Origin of the sequence: Nitrosococcus oceani ATCC 19707, from assembly GCF_000012805.1 — a bacterium.
Taxonomy (GTDB): domain Bacteria; phylum Pseudomonadota; class Gammaproteobacteria; order Nitrosococcales; family Nitrosococcaceae; genus Nitrosococcus; species Nitrosococcus oceani.
Genome location: NC_007484.1, coordinates 803,333 through 821,582, shown reverse-complemented (window position 1 = coordinate 821,582; position 18,250 = coordinate 803,333). Strand labels below are relative to the sequence as shown.

The window sequence follows — 18,250 nt, the reverse complement described above, 5'->3', positions numbered from 1 at the left end:
ACCATCGCTACCCATGATCCTTTTTCAACTTTTAACCGCTCTCTTTCTCCCCTGGCTCCTTGGCGTAGCCTGGTTAAGGATCGGCTGGCCGCGGACCGCGCGTGGCGCTGGTCCCCTGGTGCTGGGCTATGCCTATCTATTAGGCACACTGGCTACCACATTCATGATGCGTCTTTGGGATGGAATAGGGTTAAAACAGGCATTTTGGCCCCTTGCGGGTCTGCTCCTAGCCTTAACTCTATTAGGATTTTGGGTGAGCCGCACAAAAACCAGGAAAGATGATGGCTATGTGGATAACAGCGCCGTCCATTCCTGGAATTCCTGGCAAACAGGGCTTTTTGCCCTGCTAATTGCCCTGCTTGCTATCCGCTTTGTTAACCTGGGACTGGAAATTCTTTGGCGTCCCTTATATCCCTGGGATGCCTGGACCACCTGGGCACCCCGGGCCCAAGTATGGTTTGCCCTAAAAGAACTGGTGCCTTTCGTCGATAGTGCCACCTGGCTCCATCACCCCAGCAGGGACATCTATACCTTGCCGGCCTGGTCCTATCCCGAAACCGTGTCCCTTATCCAGCTCTGGATCAGCCTGGCCCTGGAGCAATGGGACGACTCCTTAATCAACTTGCCCTGGCTATTTTGCGCCGCCGCGCTGGGGCTCGCTTTCTACGGCCAGCTCCGGCTTTGGGGCCTAGTACCCCTGGCGAGCCTGCTCGGCACCTACCTGCTGCTTTCCCTGCCGCTACTCAATATCCATACCGCCCTTGCCGGCTATGCCGATTTATGGCTCGCAGCCACCTATTCCCTGGCTGGAATGGCCTTCTTGCAATGGCTGCGCAACGGTGATCCCTGGCAGGGCGGGCTGGCGCTGCTGCTAGCCCTCGCCTGCCCCTTCATCAAACGGGAAGGACTCATCTGGATGCTCACTTTTCTGCCTCCCCTTCTCATCGCCTGTCTCCCTTGCAGGACACGGCTATTGGCCGGGGCGGGAGGAGTAGCGCTGCTTGCCATCTGGTATGTGAGCGGGGGCATTCGGATAGGGGAATTCCAGCTTACCCCGGAAGTCATCCAGATACCGTCCCTGGGACATTTTGAGATTTCGCTTCAGGGAGGGTGGGAGCCGTTCCAGCAAAATCTGCTGGTGCTGGATAACTGGCACCTTCTCTGGTACTTAGCCATTCCGGCAATGGCCCTTTCCATACCCCTTATGATCGCCCGGCGCCAACGCTTGATTGGCCTCACCTTTATCGGCAGCGGCTTAGTGGTTATTTTCGGCACTTTCTTTCTGACCGACAATGCTGCCTGGGCTGAATCCTACACCAGCATCAACCGGATATTATTGCACTGGGTTCCCCTGCTGCTATTCTATGTGCTGGTGTTACTGCAAGCCTGCATGTTGGAGCCTCGCCGTGACTAGCCGCAGTTAGGAATATGGAGCACACCGTCCATCCCGCCGAAGTCAATCTCCATCTATATAGTGGGATGGGCGACACTTTCCCGCCCTACCTCACTGCCTCTACTGGCCCTGATTGTCGTCCCCTCCAATATCCTTTTCCTTCTCTTGAGCAAGCTGGCTCTGATGGACTTTTTCCAACAACGTCTCTAGCATCGCTAGCCGCTGAGTCAACCGGCGCAGCTTGCGTTCCTGCCGGGAACGCTCCAGGTCCATGGTTAGCATTTTAATCAGAAGTAGCCCCATCCCCAACACCACCGCCAGAATAGGTGGGTAAGCCACGCCAAACAAAGGCGCCACTGTATCGAACAAGCGGGGGAAAACGCCCAGCACCACGACCATGGCGGCCACCACCAACCACCACACAGCATAGGGACCATGTAAATGATCGCGGCGCACTAAGAAGAGAATCAGGCTGGCAATCAACAGCCCAATCAGGGTGGAGGTCCATTGGTAATCAATCATCGCTGCATGGCTACCCGCCGCTTCCCATTCATGCCTACCTTGGCTAGGCATAGAAGACTGGTTTGCAACATGTATTTCCCCACCACCAGCCAGGAAGGGAATACCCGTGAGCCGCCATGGTCCCGTTCGCGCATGGGCACTGGAATCTCCTGAATGCGCAATCTGGCATAGCGCAGCAGCAGCAACACTCCCACATCCTGATAATCGAGCAATGTAGCCTCGGGGGCGGCCAACACCCTCATGGCGGCCTTGTTATAGGCGCGAAAACCGGAAGTCAAATCCTCAATCCCCAGTCCCGTTAACTTCCGAAAATAGCCCCAAGCAAGCTGCCGGGCACGGCTACCCCGCTCGGTACAAGCGCCGATCACCACATCTGCCTCCCCCGATACTAAGGTTGTAAGCAGTAAAGGAAGATATTCCGGGAGATGCTGGCCATCAGCATCCATCGTCATTACCTGCTGGTAGTTAGCTTTCAGCGCATAACGAATCCCTGCTTGGGTCGCGCCCCAAGCCCCCAGATTGCAACTCAGGGGTAAAACGGTAGCACCAGCAGAGCGGGCAATTTGGGCGGTTCCATCCGTGCTGGCATCGTCAATCACTACCACATCTCCACCCAAATGCTCTTTAGCCGCTCGCACGATGCCATCAATGGTCGCTGCTTCATTATGGGCCGGTATCAAAACCGCAAGCCTTGCCGGAACAGAAAATGATTGAAAATTTAGGCACATAAAGATGATTTGGCAAAAAAAACGCCAGCATTCGCTGGCGTTTCTCTCCTGATATCAGAAAAATCGAATTTTTTTACTTGAGACTGCCTATAAAGGCCGCTACATTAGCGATGTCCTCATCACTCATAGAAGCCGCATTGGCGTTCATAATAGCGCCAGGCCCTTCGCCTTTCCGCTCACCACTTTTGAAGGCATGGAGTTGCTCAGAGACGAAAGCAGCCTCATCGCCCGCCAATTTTGGGAACATGGCGGGGTTAACGCTCTCCCCTTTCGGCCCGTGGCAAGCCGCGCATCCGTGCTGGGCATAGTACGCCTTGCCGGCCTCAACATCACCATGACTCTCGGCCATCAATAAGCCCGAGGAACAAATCAGAGCCGCGCTAGCTACTGTTAACAGAGCTTTTTTTAGCATTTTTTCTTCCTCCACAATTTATCTTAAGAAACTAAAAAATAAATCCTTATAAGTTTTATTGCTATTAGGTGTTCCAAATACACCTATAGAGATTTTCCCCGAGAGCGACGCCAATGTAAAGCAGCCGTCTCAAAACTTACTTATTCCCTAGGGTTAAAGAAAACATGGTTCATCATATCTTTATATCACTAAGGGCACACCAAACAGAGTCGCCTGGACCACTTGGAGTTTCGCCATGGCTAGCTGCGGCTCGATCCATCCTCACCTGACTAGTCTGACCAATTCGCATTTCTCAGCAGTCCTCGAGCGGCGGCTAGGCCGCGGCCCTTGGGGTTTTGACCGCTCCACGCGCTTTATCAGCGGCATGAACTTCTGGACAATCCCACACACCGAGCACGTAGGGCGGGAAAGCGTCGCGCATCCCGCCGAAGTCAGCCTTTATCTATGGCGCTTTCCCGCCCTACCCTAGGGCCTCGCGCATTTTTTCCAAAAAGACTTTTTTATCAAATTTCCGCGCCTGCATTTCACACGCCTGCCGCATCTCCAGCGCACGCCGGGGAGTCAGAGCGCGTACCGCTGCGATAATATCTTCCGGTGAGGGTTCCGGGCCGACCAACAGACCAGTTTCCCCATCAACAATAGTCTCCAACAGCCCCCCTCCCGCCGCTCCTATCACAGGTTTTCCCGCCGCCATGGATTCCACCGGAGACATGCCAAAATCTTCATCCTTCGGAACATAAAGGGTAGCAATGCAGTGGCCTATCAATTGATTCAGCCTATCCTCATCCACCAGGCCCGTGAAAGTAATATTTTCCGCCCCCCCGGCAAGACGCCTCAGGCGGTCAAACTCAGGACCACTGGAGGCAATGATTAATCGTTTGTCGCTCATCTGGAGGAATGCCTTGATGATGAGATCCACCCCCTTGAGGAAATCCAGCCTGGCGGTAGAAAGATAGTAATCGTCCTGCCCAGCCCAGGTAAAACGTTCCACATCACAAGGAGGATAAATAACGGTAGAAGGCTTGCCAAGGTAATGATGAATACGGTTTTTGACGTTCTCGGAATTGGCGATAATGATATCCATTTCCGCCACCGCCGCCTCATAGCGAGGTTGCAGATAATCAATCAAAAATTGCAGCGCTGGGCGTTGCCAGGAGGGAATTTGGGCGAGGAAAAATGCTTTTTTATCATAGATGAACCGGGGCGGCGTATGACAATAAAAAAGATTAAGTCCGTTTTGGTGATTCCTAACCGCCAGGGGAGCCACAACACCACTATAAATGACGGTATGGTATCGCGACAGAAATGAAGTCTTGTTTTCGAATGCCTTAATATGTTTTAGGGTGCGCCATCCAATTAAGCGGGAGTTTACTGCAAGATCAAAAACCCGGAGACCCTCCAACACCTCCCGCCCATAAGAAGTTTCTTGCCAAAAACCAAAGCCGATATCCAGTCCCAGTTCCTGGCATAGAAGCAACACCAGCCGCTCGCCTCCTCCTCGAATTTCAAAGAAATCGTGCAACAGAATGAATTGTGGGTGGTTCATGGCAGGCTGCGCTAGTCCTTTGAAGCATTCCGGACCAAGGATAGCAATCGAGTTATCTCGGAGCGTTGCCGCGAATATTCCATTAACAGACCGCGGGCAGGATCATTGAGAGGCAAGCCCTCATAACGGCTCCAAGCGGCATACCGCTTTTTTATTTCTACCAAGGGAAAAAATCCAAAGTGGGCATTAAGGCCCAGCTCATCAAGAACTTGTTCACAGCGATCCTCTATGGTCTGGAACCAGGATTCAGAATATCTCTCCGCCCATTGGCCCGAGGCTTGCGACTGGATCAGCGGGTGCAAATCATCTATTTGCTGAGAATCTAGATACCCTGCTTGGGACAATTTTTCCAGACCTAAACTAGGATTATCCCGGAAATCTGCATCATAGGATAAGGATAAATCACTGCACCGGCGCCCCATAAGGTAACTTAGTTTCCAAAAGTAATAGTGCCGCTCATAGAGGGATTGAATCCCCGGTTCAGCCAGGAAAGGAAAACATTCCGCCAAGGCGACAGACCATTCCAGCAAATCGTATACATGGCCTTGCTCCGGATTATCCGCTGCTTCCGGCTCCAGATGCCGAGCCATGGAGAAATAGGAATCGCGGCTATCCCGATGGAGGTGGATAATCCTGGCCTGGGGAAAATGGGTCCGTATCCAGGGCAGTCGGAAGTCTATCCGGTTAAATTGGAGCACGGGAATCGCCGGCGCCGCGCCTTGGACAAGGGACTGAAGGTAGTGCTTGAGCTCGTCCCAGGATTCATGGGCTTCCAGTAACAACCGGGAAAGACCAAATTCGGGCTGGTGTCCGCTTTCCATAAGGGGTAGCTGATTTTGATAGGCGTCCCAGTAACTTTGGACGCCCTGGTGAGAGTCCATGGGCAAGGTATGGCGAATATGGGCCAGCAAATTATCGTGGCAAGGTTCATAGTAGGCATGATAACCCCTGGCCTGATCAAAAATGTGCCATAGTAAGGTGGAGCCGCTGCGAAAACGGGCGGTAATAAAAAGAGGAGCTTGTCTTGACATAAAAGTCTACGCAACCAGAGTTTAATTCATGCCTGATTACTTTACAGCAAGGGCTGGGCCCGTATCCAATTGAGGGCAATGCCCACCTGGCGCTCGTCTGGGTTGGCCGGATCAAGGGATTGGGGGGAAAGAGTCCGGTTTACCTTGAAAACTAATCGAACGGGGCCAGAGGACTTGTTGGCAATAACCTTGGCAGGAATTAGACTTCGATAACGTCTTACCGTGGTTTCCTTGGTTCCCTCCGTCATTTCCAGTTCAAGGGGAGTGCCATTGGCGGTAACCCGCAAACTATCCAGGATATCCAGTGTTAGGGCATGGACGATCCGGAATTCAAGCACCCAATCCCGACCACCCTGCAGGGGCAAGTCAATAAAAGATTCGGCTGCGGGACCCGACCAGCGAAAAGTTGAGTTATCGGCCGGCGCCCGCTCCCGCCTATGCCATCCAGACCCTAATAAAGGCTCTTTGAGGGAAAGATAAAGACTTTCCTGGGCTAATAAAGGCTGCGCTTCCAGATGATGCCGATAATGGCGGTCGAGGAGCTGGTTGACCAAGGCCGGATTGTTAGCAAACGTTCCAGAAACGACTTCCCCTGGCTGGGCGTAACGCATCAAATCACTCAGCATGCCCGCCAGGCGATCCTGAAAAAGGCGCTCCGCCTCTCGGTACAGGGCTATATCCAATTCATTACAAGCAAGTACCTTCTCCCGCACCTCTTCCGGCAAATCGTCAATATTTGACCCGCCCGACGCTACCCGCAGCTTTTGTACCTGCCCCAGGGGCGGCCAACCAAATGTCCAACTCAGGAGCGCCATGGATTCATCAAAGCGCTCCGCCAAGCCAAACCAGGTGCAGGCATGGAGCATCCTTTTGGCCCGCTCCAAACGCTGCTCGGCGGATATGGCAACCTCATGATCCTGTATCCATTTATCTACCGCGGATCGGGACTCGGCAGATAAAAAAATCGGGCCTGTATCGGGATCGTGCTGAAGATCAAATGAAAGATGACGGACTTGCATATCATTGACCTTTTTCCTCATTTCCGGAGAATCGAGGAAATCAGAAAAAGTCATATTGCGTTCTTTTACTAAGTGATGAACCCGAGTTCCCGGCTCCCGTAATATGAATTTGTAGGTGGAAAAGGTAAGCGGCAGAGGGTGGCGCAACATAGTAAGATAAAATGGCAGTTCCGGCAAAAACGATTTTAAGCCGCCAGCGCCAAAATGCCCCCGGAAAAAGCGGTAACGAGGCAAAGATTCTTGATGCAAAGTGAGTAATTCCCGCCATAGCTGCGCCGGGCAAATCTCATCGGCGTCAAACCGGGCATCCAGCAAGGGGATCAGAGTTGTTCCCGCCGTTTTTGGAATATGGATGAAATAGAAACGATTTTGAGGGACAAGCATAAAGGGTTTAAATGGAAAAATTTTATTTTTTCTGGCTTGAATGGTAATAGAGCGAAAAGAACCTGCACCACGCCCTAAAACAGCATAAGTCTTTGTTGGGTTGGCTATAAAGCGAAGTGTTATTGTACTTCCAGTTCCATTTCCGCGTTCAAATTCCACTGTCTCTTCAGTAAGAATTTCTCTTTCGTAAGGATAAACATTGAATTCAACTAGCTTAACATTAAGCTGCCTACCATCTTCTGCAAAAAGATCTATCTTTATTTCTACAGATCCCGCCCCAAAAAGACAATAGGGTGAATGAAACACAAAATCATTTTTAGTCCGAGAATCTTTTATAAAATTCTCATGTCCTATAATGGCATTAGATTTATCTTTTTCCCCCCGGGTTGGGCTTATGTATTGCCAATCCTTCCATACTTTCTCAATTTGCTTGTTCAATGTTCTTCTAACAAACGCCTTGCTTTTCTCCAATCCCTCAATTACGGGAAAGCCAGGTAATCTATTACTATCCTTTTTCAAGATGAGCATACAGGATGTAAAAATTCGACCATGCCTGAGAAGCGTCACGTGAGGAATCCAATGCTTGCCATAATTAAACCCAAAATCCTCTGGAGAAGGCATGGGCTCATTAAGCATATTCTCTGACAATTTGGCATTAAATACGGGCTTTGCATGTAGCCCAGAACTTTGAATTAAACCTAGCAGGTGATTAATTTCGAAAAGATGGTTATTCGGTATCCGCACCGTCTCATCATTATAGGTTAACTCTGTTGTCATGGCATAAACACCACCCTCCTTAAGAGTACGGTTAACCTCAAGCAAATGCTCAAGAAAACCCGCGTCATCCTCGGCAATATGCTCAAATGCACAAGAAGAGTAGCAAAAATCAAATGTATCGTTAGGGTATTCTATCGAGCGCATATCCATATAAGCTGCATCAAGTCGATCAGTATCGATAGGAAATGGTGCATGGTCTAAAATAAATTGTTTAGGATTACTTGTTCTAGCACCAATCCAATTGGAAGAGGCGCTATAAAGATCCGTAGCAATCAATTTCTTAACTTTTTCACAAATACTAAATAGAAGTCTTTCTGCTCCTGCACCGAATACAATTCCAATAGCATCTTCATGTAAGATTTTTTCTTCTGAAAGCGCCAAGAAAAGCATAGCAAACTCCCACTGTTTTCGATGAAAGGTAGGATAGGAGCGGAGATTATTTCGAATAATATAGTCTATTCTGCTATCAAACCAATCAGTAACATCGCATACCTTCTGTAAATTTTTTGTTAAATTAAAAGAAGATTGCGTAATTTCTGTTTCATTATTTTCCATATTATTTCTCTAACTAGAAATTCATGAAACAAAAATACTGTAATTTCACATTCATAATATCCAACATTTTATTTATTTAAGAAAAATTTCCCGCAGCTAAAACCCCGCTTATCCGCATTATCGGGATCTCCCCTTAGCTCAGCTACCGATAAGGTTTCAAGCGCATGAAAGCTCAGTCTTAAAAAAAAGCCCTTCGGTAGACTGGCCCCTCACTCTGCCCTGCCCTACCCAACCACTACCCATTTTCCTTCCTTTTAACAGAAATAGGACCAGACAGTATATGCACTTCAAATTGGCGCTAGCTCTGCCCTGTCATGAAGAGACTTTCCCGCCCTCTTCCCGGTAGGTATGGGTGCGCCAGTGCAGGTACTTGTTCCATACCCATCGCGCATGACCAAATTTAATTGCTGGCGCTGGGCGCTACTTGGGTAGAGCCTGAATCTATAGGAGTACTGTAGAATGGTAGAACCGTGCCCGATCATGGTCCCAATATTGAACCTATTGGGCCTATAGCAAGCGGCTAGGTGGTGTGTCAACATCATCTAGCTACGCCCTCAATCATACTGCGAATTTTGCCCACCGCAAACCGTAAATACTCCTGCCCTCGCGCCCCATGCGCCACTGCGTTCGCGACCTCGCTGGGGGAGCCGCCGCACTTCCCTGCGCTCCTTTAACGCTGCAACAAAAGATTAGTAAAACCGCAGGACAAAAGTTGTTGACGATTAATGGGGTGGGCACCATTATTTTCAAGGTTAAAGATATTAAAACCAAAGCTTTCAACCATATCAATCAAACCGTCCAGCGACATATGTTTTTTAAATCGGTTGGGTGAATATTCAATAATGATTTTGATATTTTTAGAGCGCCGTATGAGCTGGGACATGCCTTTCAAGGCTAAAGGCTCGGAGCCTTCAATGTCCATCTTAACTACATCCGCGGTAAAATCAGAACCAAGGAATTCATCGAGAGCAACCACGGGAACGGTAATTTCATCCATTCCATCGTTTTTAGCTTTCTTTTCCGGCACAAAAAACGATCCTCCCCCCATTTGATTGGGAGGAAAACAAAACACCATTTCCCCTTCCCGATCCATCACGCCCTTATTGAATAATTGAGCCTTCCCATTACGAAACATTCCATTCACCATGAAGCTCTTTTCAAGCAAGGCGCTCAGCTTTGGATTGGCTTCAAAAGCCATGATTCTGCCCTGCTCTCCAACGAGCGGAGCAGCAATCACTGAAAAATAACCAAGATTCGCGCCAATATCGAGCACAGTATCCCCTTTCTTTATTAGGCTGGTAAAAACCCTGGTAATATGGGGCTCCCATCTCCCTGTGCTGATGATATGAGGCGCAATACCCACATCATCAGTAAACACATACAGTTTCGAGCCATTAGCAAGGAAGGTCAGCGCGGTGTTGTTACCGAGGTAAAAAGTACGGGTGTCCAGCAGCTTTCTTACCTCTCCCCGCAACCGCTTGTTTTCCTCCAAGAGTTGATTAAGTTTGCCTTCGATGGAGTAAGTATCGGTAGGCATTTTGGTCCACGCACGATTCCATAGCTGGAATATTTTTTTCGTCAATTGTTCCACGCTGATATCCTGAATTAGGGATAGGAGATTTTAAGAAGCTGATCAGCTTTAAGATCGGAGTGGGTCGTCAATTTCCCATCAGGCCAGTATATCGTTACCTCCTTAGCTTGTGGAGATTTTCCCAGACCAAAATAAAGACGGTAATGTCCTTGGGAAAAATGGGCGCCCTCTGAAACACCCACCTCGCGAACCTGGGCACCCTCATCCGTTAAGAGTTCCACTCTGGCGCCAATGGCATTCCGGTTACCGGTTGGACCCGCCAATTCAAGCTGCAACCAATGGTTTGCAGGCGGCTGTCCTTGATAGAGCCGGGTATGATACCAATGCCACATGGGCCGCAATGGCCAGGCCACATCCTCACGCGCCAACCGCCATTCTTTAAGTGTTTGGCCCTGTTTCTCCGCCTGCTGCCGTTGCCATTCCCGAAGGATTTTGAAATACTCTTCCGCCGGGGGAATACCTAGGGTCATCAATACATCCCAGGCCCCGTCATTATCGGCGTCGTACCAAGAGCTTACACCATTTCTTGCTCTCTGGGCCGCCTTCCAACCGGTCCATTCATTAGCACTTTGAAAATGTCCGTTTTCGGCTTGATAGAAAATCCCCCTAGGCAAGCAGTGAAAATCCAGCTTGCCATCCAGATCCACATCGACCCAGCTTGCCGAGAGACAGCCCTTGGGAAGACCCCATTGCCGCATATCCTTGGGTTCCAGCCTTCCCTTATTATTCACCAGCAAGAAACTCTCATGGCGGTATTTTTTACGGGCCGTAATGACGTAAACATCCTGATCCCCATCGGAGTCAAAATCCCCCAGGGCAAACCGCATCACGCTGCCTTTAAACGGCCGGGGAATAAGCTTCCGTTTAAACTTCACCTTATCGTTGATGAATAATGCAACCCGGCTATCGGTGTCGGTGAACAGACTAAAGTTAGGGTTTAGATGGTTGCCGTCACCATTGAGATCGGCCAATAAATCACTATCGCCGTCCTGATCCACGTCAAGCCAGACGAATTGAGCCCCTGGCCTCGTCGCTAAGCCGTACTTTTTAGCAACCTCTCTGAACTGTCCCGTTGAATCCTGCAAATAAAGCTGATTGGGACCACCCAGGCAACCTACATACAGGTCCAGGCGGTTATCTCGGTTAATATCCACCCAGGCGGGTTTATAGGTCCGGCAGTCTCTTTTCTGAATTCCCCGTTCAATGGCGACGTCCCGGTAGCGGCTGCCTCCGTCGCTGAGCAAGAGTTCATCGGAAGCAATTTGCGACTGTTGGAAGCGATGAAGGGCTGCCCGCAAACCGCCGGTCGACATAAAGACATCCAACCATTCGTCACCATTCAATTCCGTCCAGGCCACGCCATGACGATCACGCCATCTTAGGACAAAATGATGTTCCTTGGGAGGAAGAGAATGCTGCCCCACCTTCACCTTGTTTAAGGGTAGAGATGAATCCAGCGTCACCTCGAAAGGCAAGGCAATATAGAGGGTATCAAGCACCAACGTACCTTGGGGTGCGATGGAAAATTGGACTTTGGTCCAAGTCTCACCGGATTCCGAAGCCAAATTAATGATATCCGCGCTGGCGTGCTCTGCCCAGTAAGTCTGAATCGGCAAGGGCCTATCGGCGGGAGAAGGCACTAAAATGCGGCCGGAAATCGTTCCCTCCTCGCTCAGCCCATGGGCTCTAAAGATTAATAACCGGCGTCGCCGATGAATGTAAAGGCCGGGTTCCTCTAGCACCGGGTCCGCGTCCATGTCTTCCAAATAGGGAAACGCTCTTGCCTGATCCAAACCCAAGCGAGTCAGGGCATCCGTATAATTTCCCTTGCCATCCCCCAAAAGCAAATTCTCGCGAGTATAATGGCCGGTTGTATAAATATCCAGGATATCATCACCATTGATATCGGCCACACCCATATCAAAGACATCGTGGGGGGAAGCGAGTTTGATCTCTTGATAAGACTTAATCGCAAAGGATTTTTCCGCAACCGATTCATCCAATGAGTTAGCAAGAACCACTAAGCTAAAGAAAAAAAATACGATAAGCGTTAATACCACCAGCGGCTTCACCATATTATTATTCGCCTTGTTTAGAGCTGTAAAACTAATACTGCAGGGTAACACTGCACTCTAACCTTGATAGCTAGGGGTGCGTTAAACTTTCCATTTTTTAATAATTATCACCGCTTCTGTGAAGCCGGGATGGGGTTTAAGATAATTGCCCGTAGCGCAAAACCCCGCTTATCCGTATCATTAGGATCTCCGCCTAGCTCAGCCACCGACACGGTTTCAGGCACGTGAAAGCTTAACCTTAAAAAAGGGTCTTCGGTAGATTGACCATTTACTATCCCCTGGCCTACCCAGCCACTACCCATTTTTCTTCCTTTTAAGGAAATGGGACCGGAAGAAGTATGCACTTCCAATTGGCGTTGGTTCCGCCCTGTCATAAATCGCAATATGTGTATTGTTATTTCATAATCGCGCCGGGGATCGACTGGCGCATCAACGGTGGAAATTAGCTTTGGCCCCGACCAGCGGTGAGGCGTTTCTCCCAGCCGACCATGCGCATCCGACCAGCCTGTCCCCTGGAACGCCATGGAGACATCCCACTCCCAGTTTTCCTGTTGCTCCGCCCGCATACGTCGCCCATAGCGGGACAAACAGGCTTCCGATAAATTGGATTTTCTCTCATTCACATAATCCAGGGCCGCCTCCACCGGCATGGAGGCAATCTCTGGCAGATTAAACTCACTAGCCAGATCATGTACCAGAAGAGTCTTCCCGTGACGGTATAATTCCATATCTAGCTGATTCTCCGCCTCTAAATGTTGGAGCACCTCAGTAGGCACCCGCTTAGCATCTCTTTCTCGTTCTCTTCGCTTGACCGCATCGAGTTCAGGAAGCGCGGCCAGTTTATGGCACAACAGGAGCATGGAGATATCATAATATTCAGTCAATCCAACGAAAAAGAAACCGTTCAGATTCTGTTTGGCTTGTTCTAATAGCAGCGGCGAGGCTAGATCGTCAAAGAATCTATCCGGCGGAATATTCAATACAGCAGGGTGCGCCCAGAGTTGCCCTACTTCCAAACTCCTGCCAATATAGCGGGTTTGAAGATTACGGCATAATTTACGTCCCTGTTTATGGTGCATAAATTCGGCTAATTCCATTTCTCCAGCAAACTGATTTAGCCCTTCAGTAGCTCTTTTACGGACATGATAGTACTGGGATATCACTCTGCTTACCGGCTCCCGTAGAAAGGTTATTACCTTGAATTCCGGGCCAATCATTTGGCTTAAATTAATGCCAAAATGGCCACGAAATAATTTTAATTTTGGCATCCTTGGCTGATATTCAAAAAGTTCCCGCCAGGTGGTTTCAAAGACGATTTGATCTAAATCATATTGCCGCTGAAGAAACTGGGTGACAGAAGTTCCGGCCGTTTTCGGGATATGAAGAAAATGGAGCTTAGGCGCTGTTGTCGGCATGGTAGTAGTTTTTTTCTGAAGATCCTGAAATATTTACTTATTATTTAATAAAAATTTTTTAACTAATTCACTATTAGCAATTTTTGATACGATCCATAGGCACCCCCTTTACTTCCATGGAACGCCATATAAAAAGATAAAATAAAGTTTCTTTTAGACCTATCTCTTGGGGATAAAGCCAAATTTCATAGCCTTCTTGGCTCTCTACCTTCATAATGTTAGAGGGCTTGCCAAAAATTTTTTGAAGAGCCTCAGGAGGGATACGGTACCTTAATTTTTGAGCGGTGATAATGAATGAAAAAGGACGGAGAGCAGGGCAACCCTTATCCCAGTTCCAGTAACCATAAGCATTGTTCATCCATAACCAGGGTCTAGCGTCATTTGCGATAGCCCCCACATAGAAGGGCGTTCGGGCCGTTACAGGATAGGCCATCTGATAGTGGGCCAAACCATGCTTGCCGATTTTACCCTGGGAATGCAGTTCAGTCAGGGCATTAGTAAGCATAGTAAATGCCGGCGGTTTCGCTTGCACCGCAATCGCTTTAGGGAACAATAATAATACTGCTATGGCAGCGGCGCCGCCAATGAACAACTCTCTAAACCGCAGCGGGCCAGTTCCCGAATGCTCGGAAAAAACGGTGCGGTTAATTGCAATCACTAGCACCGCAATGACGAAAGAATAAAAATAATAGTGGGGAGAAAGCTTGCCGGTAATAATCATGGCCACGGGAAGCAAGGCGGTCGTGGTAAAAAACAATACCGCCATGAAAACTTCCATAGGCTGTTCTTTTTTCTTATCATCCGATCGCCTGCTTCGCCGCAACGTAGCTAAGCACACCAGCGCGGCAAGCACCTGGATGGTAAGCAAGCTAAATGAACCAGGATGCATGTACACTTGCCCCAGCGTATAAAATCGGGCAATCATTTCTTCCATGGAGCCGGGAAATTGTTCCAGCAAGTTATCACCGCTATGAATAGCCACGAAAGGCAGTAGTTCCACGATAATATTGGCGGTGCCAGCGATGCCCAAGGAAAGGCCCAGTATCATGCCGCAGAGAACAAAGGTCTGTATATTGCCTTTTCGTAGCAGCGCAAGAACAAGCCAGGCCGCGAATAAAGGCCCACAGACCCACGCCAGAAAAATGAGATCGGCATGGATAGCCAACCCAAAAATTACCGAAAACCCCAATATGCCCACCTCCCTAGCAGCGCGATCATTAAACCGCGCGCAGATGGAAGGGGCGGCATAGAATAATACGGCCAAGGGCAACAGCCCGTTATGGTGAGTAGGAGCCAGCCATTGCTGGGCGAAAAAAGGGCTCACCGCCGCGCAAACAAGACAACCAAGCATAAAAGAGCAGGCGATGGGGCGTCTCCTGGATTCAGCGATTCCATAGGCCCACAGCAATAAAAGGGTCGCGCCATACAGCAGTCCCAGATTTAATAAGGAAAATAGTATTCCCCATTTAGCCGGATCGCCAAAAGCCAGCAGATAGGCAACGGTGGAGATAATGAGATCCGGAAAATAGCGTGGCGCTTCTTGCCAGCTCCAGGCAATTGGAATACCGTCAAAAATCGCTTGGACGATATCCTGCGTATAGCGGAATGCGCCCAAGGCATCGGCATCCATCCCATTTATATTGTTCACGCCATACACTGCAAAGAAGGCCGGGAGCGTCCAGGCCCAGGACAGAATTATCCGCCTGACTCGGGCATATGGGTTATGAATACTTCCTATCCTCTGATTGAATATCACTTCGGCAATAGGCGCTTAAAGAGAGCGTGATAATAATTCGAGATATTGGTCATTCGCCTTCCAAAATCCCTCTACCCGTGCTTGGGTAATACCAAGTTGCCGGCACCGCTCCTCAAATAGCTGACTAGCAAAATCATAGAGCGCAAGATCATAATAATTACGCTCCTGAATACAAGCCAATGTCTCTTGGTCCATATCTTCTTTTTTGACCCGTTTCTCCGAGACGTTCCGGCAGCGATAAAAAATATCCGCCCAGCCTAAAAGCTGCTTCATTATCAAAAGAAGCTCTGTATAGCGATCTTGCAGGCCAAAGCAGGTGAAGCGATGGGCCAGATTGTCCTTGGCGATTTCAAGCGCTTCGTCTCCTAACGACGAGGGTTGATCGATTTTCAGCCCTATACTCCCCGCTAGCCGCTTAGTTTGCCCGTTGCTTAGTTCAAATATATCTACCGACTGGATGAACTCCGGGAAACTTCTCGTGACGGCCTTTTGGTGATGGTTATGATCGGTTTTCCCGAGCATGTAATTATAAAGCGACAGTACCCGTGGCACCGGATGCCGCAGCAAAGTCAGATGAAAAAAAGGCCCCTCAAGCGCCCGGTACAGCAGATGGCCCATATCATAATGGCCGGTAATGACACTTTTTGGCAGCTCCCCCTTTTTATAAAGAAGCCCTGGATTCCGCAGCGCTTCCTTGGCATTCACCTGCAGTACGTCATTGACACGATAATTTTTTGCAATCAAATGCTGCAAGGTGGTTCCCCCGGTTTTCGGCGCATGGAGGTAAAATAAACGATAATGACAAGGATCATGGGGCAGGGACGCCTCCTGCAATTGCTTCCATTGAATAACCCGCGGACCGATCCAGTCCCGGTTTCTTCTGCTCCGCTCGGCGACCGGCAAGGACTGCCAAGCGGCAATAGCTTGAGCGTCGATTCGAATGGGTTCATTGCAATCAAAAATTTTCCCTGCCATGTTTTCTACCAAGCCTGTTTACCCGTCATTCTTTTGTTTCCGGCTAAGATTTTCCCTAGTGCAAGTGGCTAATTCAAGATAGTCTTGCCGGGTCAATGCCCAATCAAATTGCTTTGCTTCCTCCCGGGTGCTCGCCATCAGGGCCGCCAACCGGACTGGATTGCTGAGTTCCTCGATACATTCCCGTAAATGCCCTTCGTCAGGCTCGAAAATGGGAAGGCCACAACGATTCTTGCGCTTGGAGAAACTGCGCACCAGCAAACCGCTCCGCCCGTGGCGGATCACTTCATTGATGGGGGCGATATCATTGGAAATTACCGGCATCCCATAGGCCAGGGCCTCGAACAAATGGACCCCCAACCCTTCCCAGCGGCTCGGGCAGAGGCAAACGTGGCAACTTGAAAATAACCGCCGGTGCTCCTCGAAGGGCAAATCCGCCACTATATGGGTGATTCTGGGATCATCCTCGATGGTCACAGGCTCGGAGGCTTTATCAATGCACTGGCTCTTAATAATCAGCCGAATATGGGGGTTCTTTACCTGCTTGAACGCCTTGAGCGTGGCCTGGATGGGCTTGCGGGTTCCCTGGGTGCCTCCGTGGAAGAAAAAGTAAAGGGCATCATCGGGGCGCTTGATGGGAGAAAAAGCGGTAAATGAGGGCGCCAAACCAAACCGGACATAGGGGGAGGAAATTCCCATTTTCCGGTAGTTCTCCTGCTCGCAGCGGGTCAAAGAATAAACAATATCATAGGCTTGTTTGACCGCTGCCACATAATCCGGATGGAAAGCCTCCCACACGAAACGCCCAATGGTTCGCACCCCCAACTTTCGAATGGCGACAATGGCCTCGAATTGCATATTCATATCGCAAAAAAGCACATCCAGGGCGGACTCCTTGGCCCAAGCCATATATTCCCCGACAGGCATATCATAAGCCGAGCCGTGAGTCAGATGGGGCACCTGCCACTCCTGCCGGCTATCAATGAGATTGGGCATGGCCGCCCTGGCCCGGGTGGGCCGGGCCAGTACGTAGGTGTCATGTCCCGCCTCGGCGAAAATAGCTCGAATCTGGCGGGTCACAATCCCTTGCCCACGATTGCACCAGTTACTGATAAATCCAATATTCATTCAGGCGGTTTGCAAAGCATCAAAAACCTAAAAAACCTATTGGCAGGGGCCATAGCCCGCGGCAATTAGACTATCTACCAGATCAAGCCTCTCATAGGCTTCCAGCCAGCGGGGATCGTCTTGATAACAGGCTTTATCGTTTTCACGGACATGGGCTTCCGCCCACGTCACGGCTTCCCCGCTGACGGAAAGCCCCATGTGCCGGTAAAGCTGAGTCACGGTATTCCGAGGATGGGCACACAGATCTTCGTGCCGCAATACCCGGAAGGCATCCCCAAAAGCGGCGCGGCCATCCTGATAAGCGTTATCAAAAGTATATTTCCATAGCACCAGGCAACGAATCCAATTGGGGGCATCCGCCAGCTCCGGCCTTCCCTGCTGGGCGATGATACCTTCGAAAAATTCACGAAATTTCCAAGCGTTGAATTGATCCCGGATAGTAAAAAATTGCTCCCGGCTTGCAAGCTGCCCTAAACGTCTTTGCCCCCGGCCATAGAGGTAGGAGGCCACTACCTGTTGGGGATGGCGGACTAACAACACGAAACGGGCCTGGGGAGCCAAGGCGGCAAGTTCTCCTACTTTCCGGTACATGCGGGTAAATTTAATGACGCTATGTTCCCTGCGTTCCACCATAAAACGGATATAATCCCGGCAAAATTGGGGCAATTCCCTTTGCAGCTCCAGAATCGGCGCCCGTGGCGCGCCATGGTTAAGATCCACCATGTCCACGGACTCCGGGTAGGAGGCAATGAAAGCTTGCTTCACTTGGCAGTGCTTCACCATAAAATCGGTCTCTTGGACCCCGCTCCCGCCCCCAAGCTCGCCTATTTTGCCCGCGGCGAAAGGCTCGTAATAAAGATCCAAGCGCCTGTCCTGGGACAGCACATCATAAACGATGGTGGTCCCGGAGCGGCGCAAACCCTGCATAAACAACTTCATTCTT

The 18,250-nt window shown here is 49.8% G+C and carries 15 protein-coding genes; 1 reads left to right on the top strand and 14 read right to left on the bottom strand.

The genetic code is table 11. From position 1 onward, the window contains the following. Positions 1 to 13 precede the first annotated feature (13 nt). Positions 14 to 1,414: a hypothetical protein gene (locus NOC_RS04140; protein ID WP_002813919.1), complete on the top strand. Its 1,401-nt coding sequence runs from the start codon at positions 14 to 16 to the stop codon at positions 1,412 to 1,414. Between the two features lie 99 nt (positions 1,415 to 1,513). On the opposite strand, the gene NOC_RS04135 is transcribed toward NOC_RS04140, so the two are convergent. The 14 genes from NOC_RS04135 to NOC_RS04070 all read right to left on the bottom strand — a co-directional run bounded on the left by NOC_RS04135 (position 1,514) and on the right by NOC_RS04070 (position 18,246). Then, positions 1,514 to 1,915: a DUF2304 domain-containing protein gene (locus NOC_RS04135; protein WP_002812146.1), complete on the bottom strand. Its 402-nt coding sequence runs from the start codon at positions 1,913 to 1,915 to the stop codon at positions 1,514 to 1,516. Further along, on the bottom strand, positions 1,912 to 2,643 hold the full coding sequence (locus NOC_RS04130) for a glycosyltransferase family 2 protein (protein ID WP_002812960.1): 732 nt from the start codon (positions 2,641 to 2,643) through the stop codon (positions 1,912 to 1,914). Before NOC_RS04130 ends, NOC_RS04135 begins: the two co-directional genes overlap by 4 nt. 73 nt (positions 2,644 to 2,716) lie before the next feature. After that, positions 2,717 to 3,055, bottom strand: coding sequence for a c-type cytochrome (locus NOC_RS04125; protein ID WP_011330473.1), 339 nt, complete (start codon positions 3,053 to 3,055; stop codon positions 2,717 to 2,719). Between the two features lie 460 nt (positions 3,056 to 3,515). Further along, a complete protein-coding gene (locus NOC_RS04115) occupies positions 3,516 to 4,601 on the bottom strand; it encodes a glycosyltransferase (RefSeq protein WP_011330472.1) in 1,086 nt (361 codons plus the stop codon). 11 nt (positions 4,602 to 4,612) lie between these two features. Further along, positions 4,613 to 5,632 carry a sulfotransferase gene (locus tag NOC_RS04110; protein WP_002812208.1) on the bottom strand — a complete coding sequence of 340 codons (1,020 nt, stop codon included), beginning with the start codon at positions 5,630 to 5,632 and terminating at the stop codon, positions 4,613 to 4,615. A gap of 41 nt (positions 5,633 to 5,673) precedes the next feature. Next, positions 5,674 to 8,367, bottom strand: coding sequence for a methyltransferase domain-containing protein (locus NOC_RS04105; RefSeq protein WP_002814211.1), 2,694 nt, complete (start codon positions 8,365 to 8,367; stop codon positions 5,674 to 5,676). 312 nt (positions 8,368 to 8,679) lie between these two features. Next, positions 8,680 to 8,772, bottom strand: a complete 93-nt coding sequence (locus NOC_RS16685; protein WP_081430993.1) for a helix-turn-helix domain-containing protein — start codon at positions 8,770 to 8,772, stop codon at positions 8,680 to 8,682. Between the two features lie 265 nt (positions 8,773 to 9,037). Continuing rightward, positions 9,038 to 9,958 (bottom strand): FkbM family methyltransferase, encoded by a 921-nt coding sequence (locus NOC_RS04100; RefSeq protein WP_002813754.1) that lies wholly within the window; start codon positions 9,956 to 9,958, stop codon positions 9,038 to 9,040. Between the two features lie 14 nt (positions 9,959 to 9,972). After that, a complete protein-coding gene (locus NOC_RS04095) occupies positions 9,973 to 12,033 on the bottom strand; it encodes a CRTAC1 family protein (RefSeq protein WP_002811969.1) in 2,061 nt (686 codons plus the stop codon). A gap of 107 nt (positions 12,034 to 12,140) precedes the next feature. Beyond that, positions 12,141 to 13,448 carry a sulfotransferase family 2 domain-containing protein gene (locus tag NOC_RS04090; RefSeq protein ID WP_002811858.1) on the bottom strand — a complete coding sequence of 436 codons (1,308 nt, stop codon included), beginning with the start codon at positions 13,446 to 13,448 and terminating at the stop codon, positions 12,141 to 12,143. 73 nt (positions 13,449 to 13,521) lie between these two features. After that, positions 13,522 to 15,096 carry a hypothetical protein gene (locus NOC_RS04085; protein WP_244860046.1) on the bottom strand — a complete coding sequence of 525 codons (1,575 nt, stop codon included), beginning with the start codon at positions 15,094 to 15,096 and terminating at the stop codon, positions 13,522 to 13,524. A 123-nt stretch (positions 15,097 to 15,219) separates the two neighbouring features. Then, positions 15,220 to 16,179, bottom strand: coding sequence for a sulfotransferase family 2 domain-containing protein (locus tag NOC_RS04080; RefSeq protein ID WP_002813675.1), 960 nt, complete (start codon positions 16,177 to 16,179; stop codon positions 15,220 to 15,222). 18 nt (positions 16,180 to 16,197) lie between these two features. After that, positions 16,198 to 17,307: a glycosyltransferase family 4 protein gene (locus NOC_RS04075; RefSeq protein ID WP_002814206.1), complete on the bottom strand. Its 1,110-nt coding sequence runs from the start codon at positions 17,305 to 17,307 to the stop codon at positions 16,198 to 16,200. A gap of 36 nt (positions 17,308 to 17,343) precedes the next feature. After that, positions 17,344 to 18,246, bottom strand: a complete 903-nt coding sequence (locus NOC_RS04070) for a sulfotransferase family protein (protein WP_011330470.1) — start codon at positions 18,244 to 18,246, stop codon at positions 17,344 to 17,346. Positions 18,247 to 18,250 lie beyond the last annotated feature (4 nt).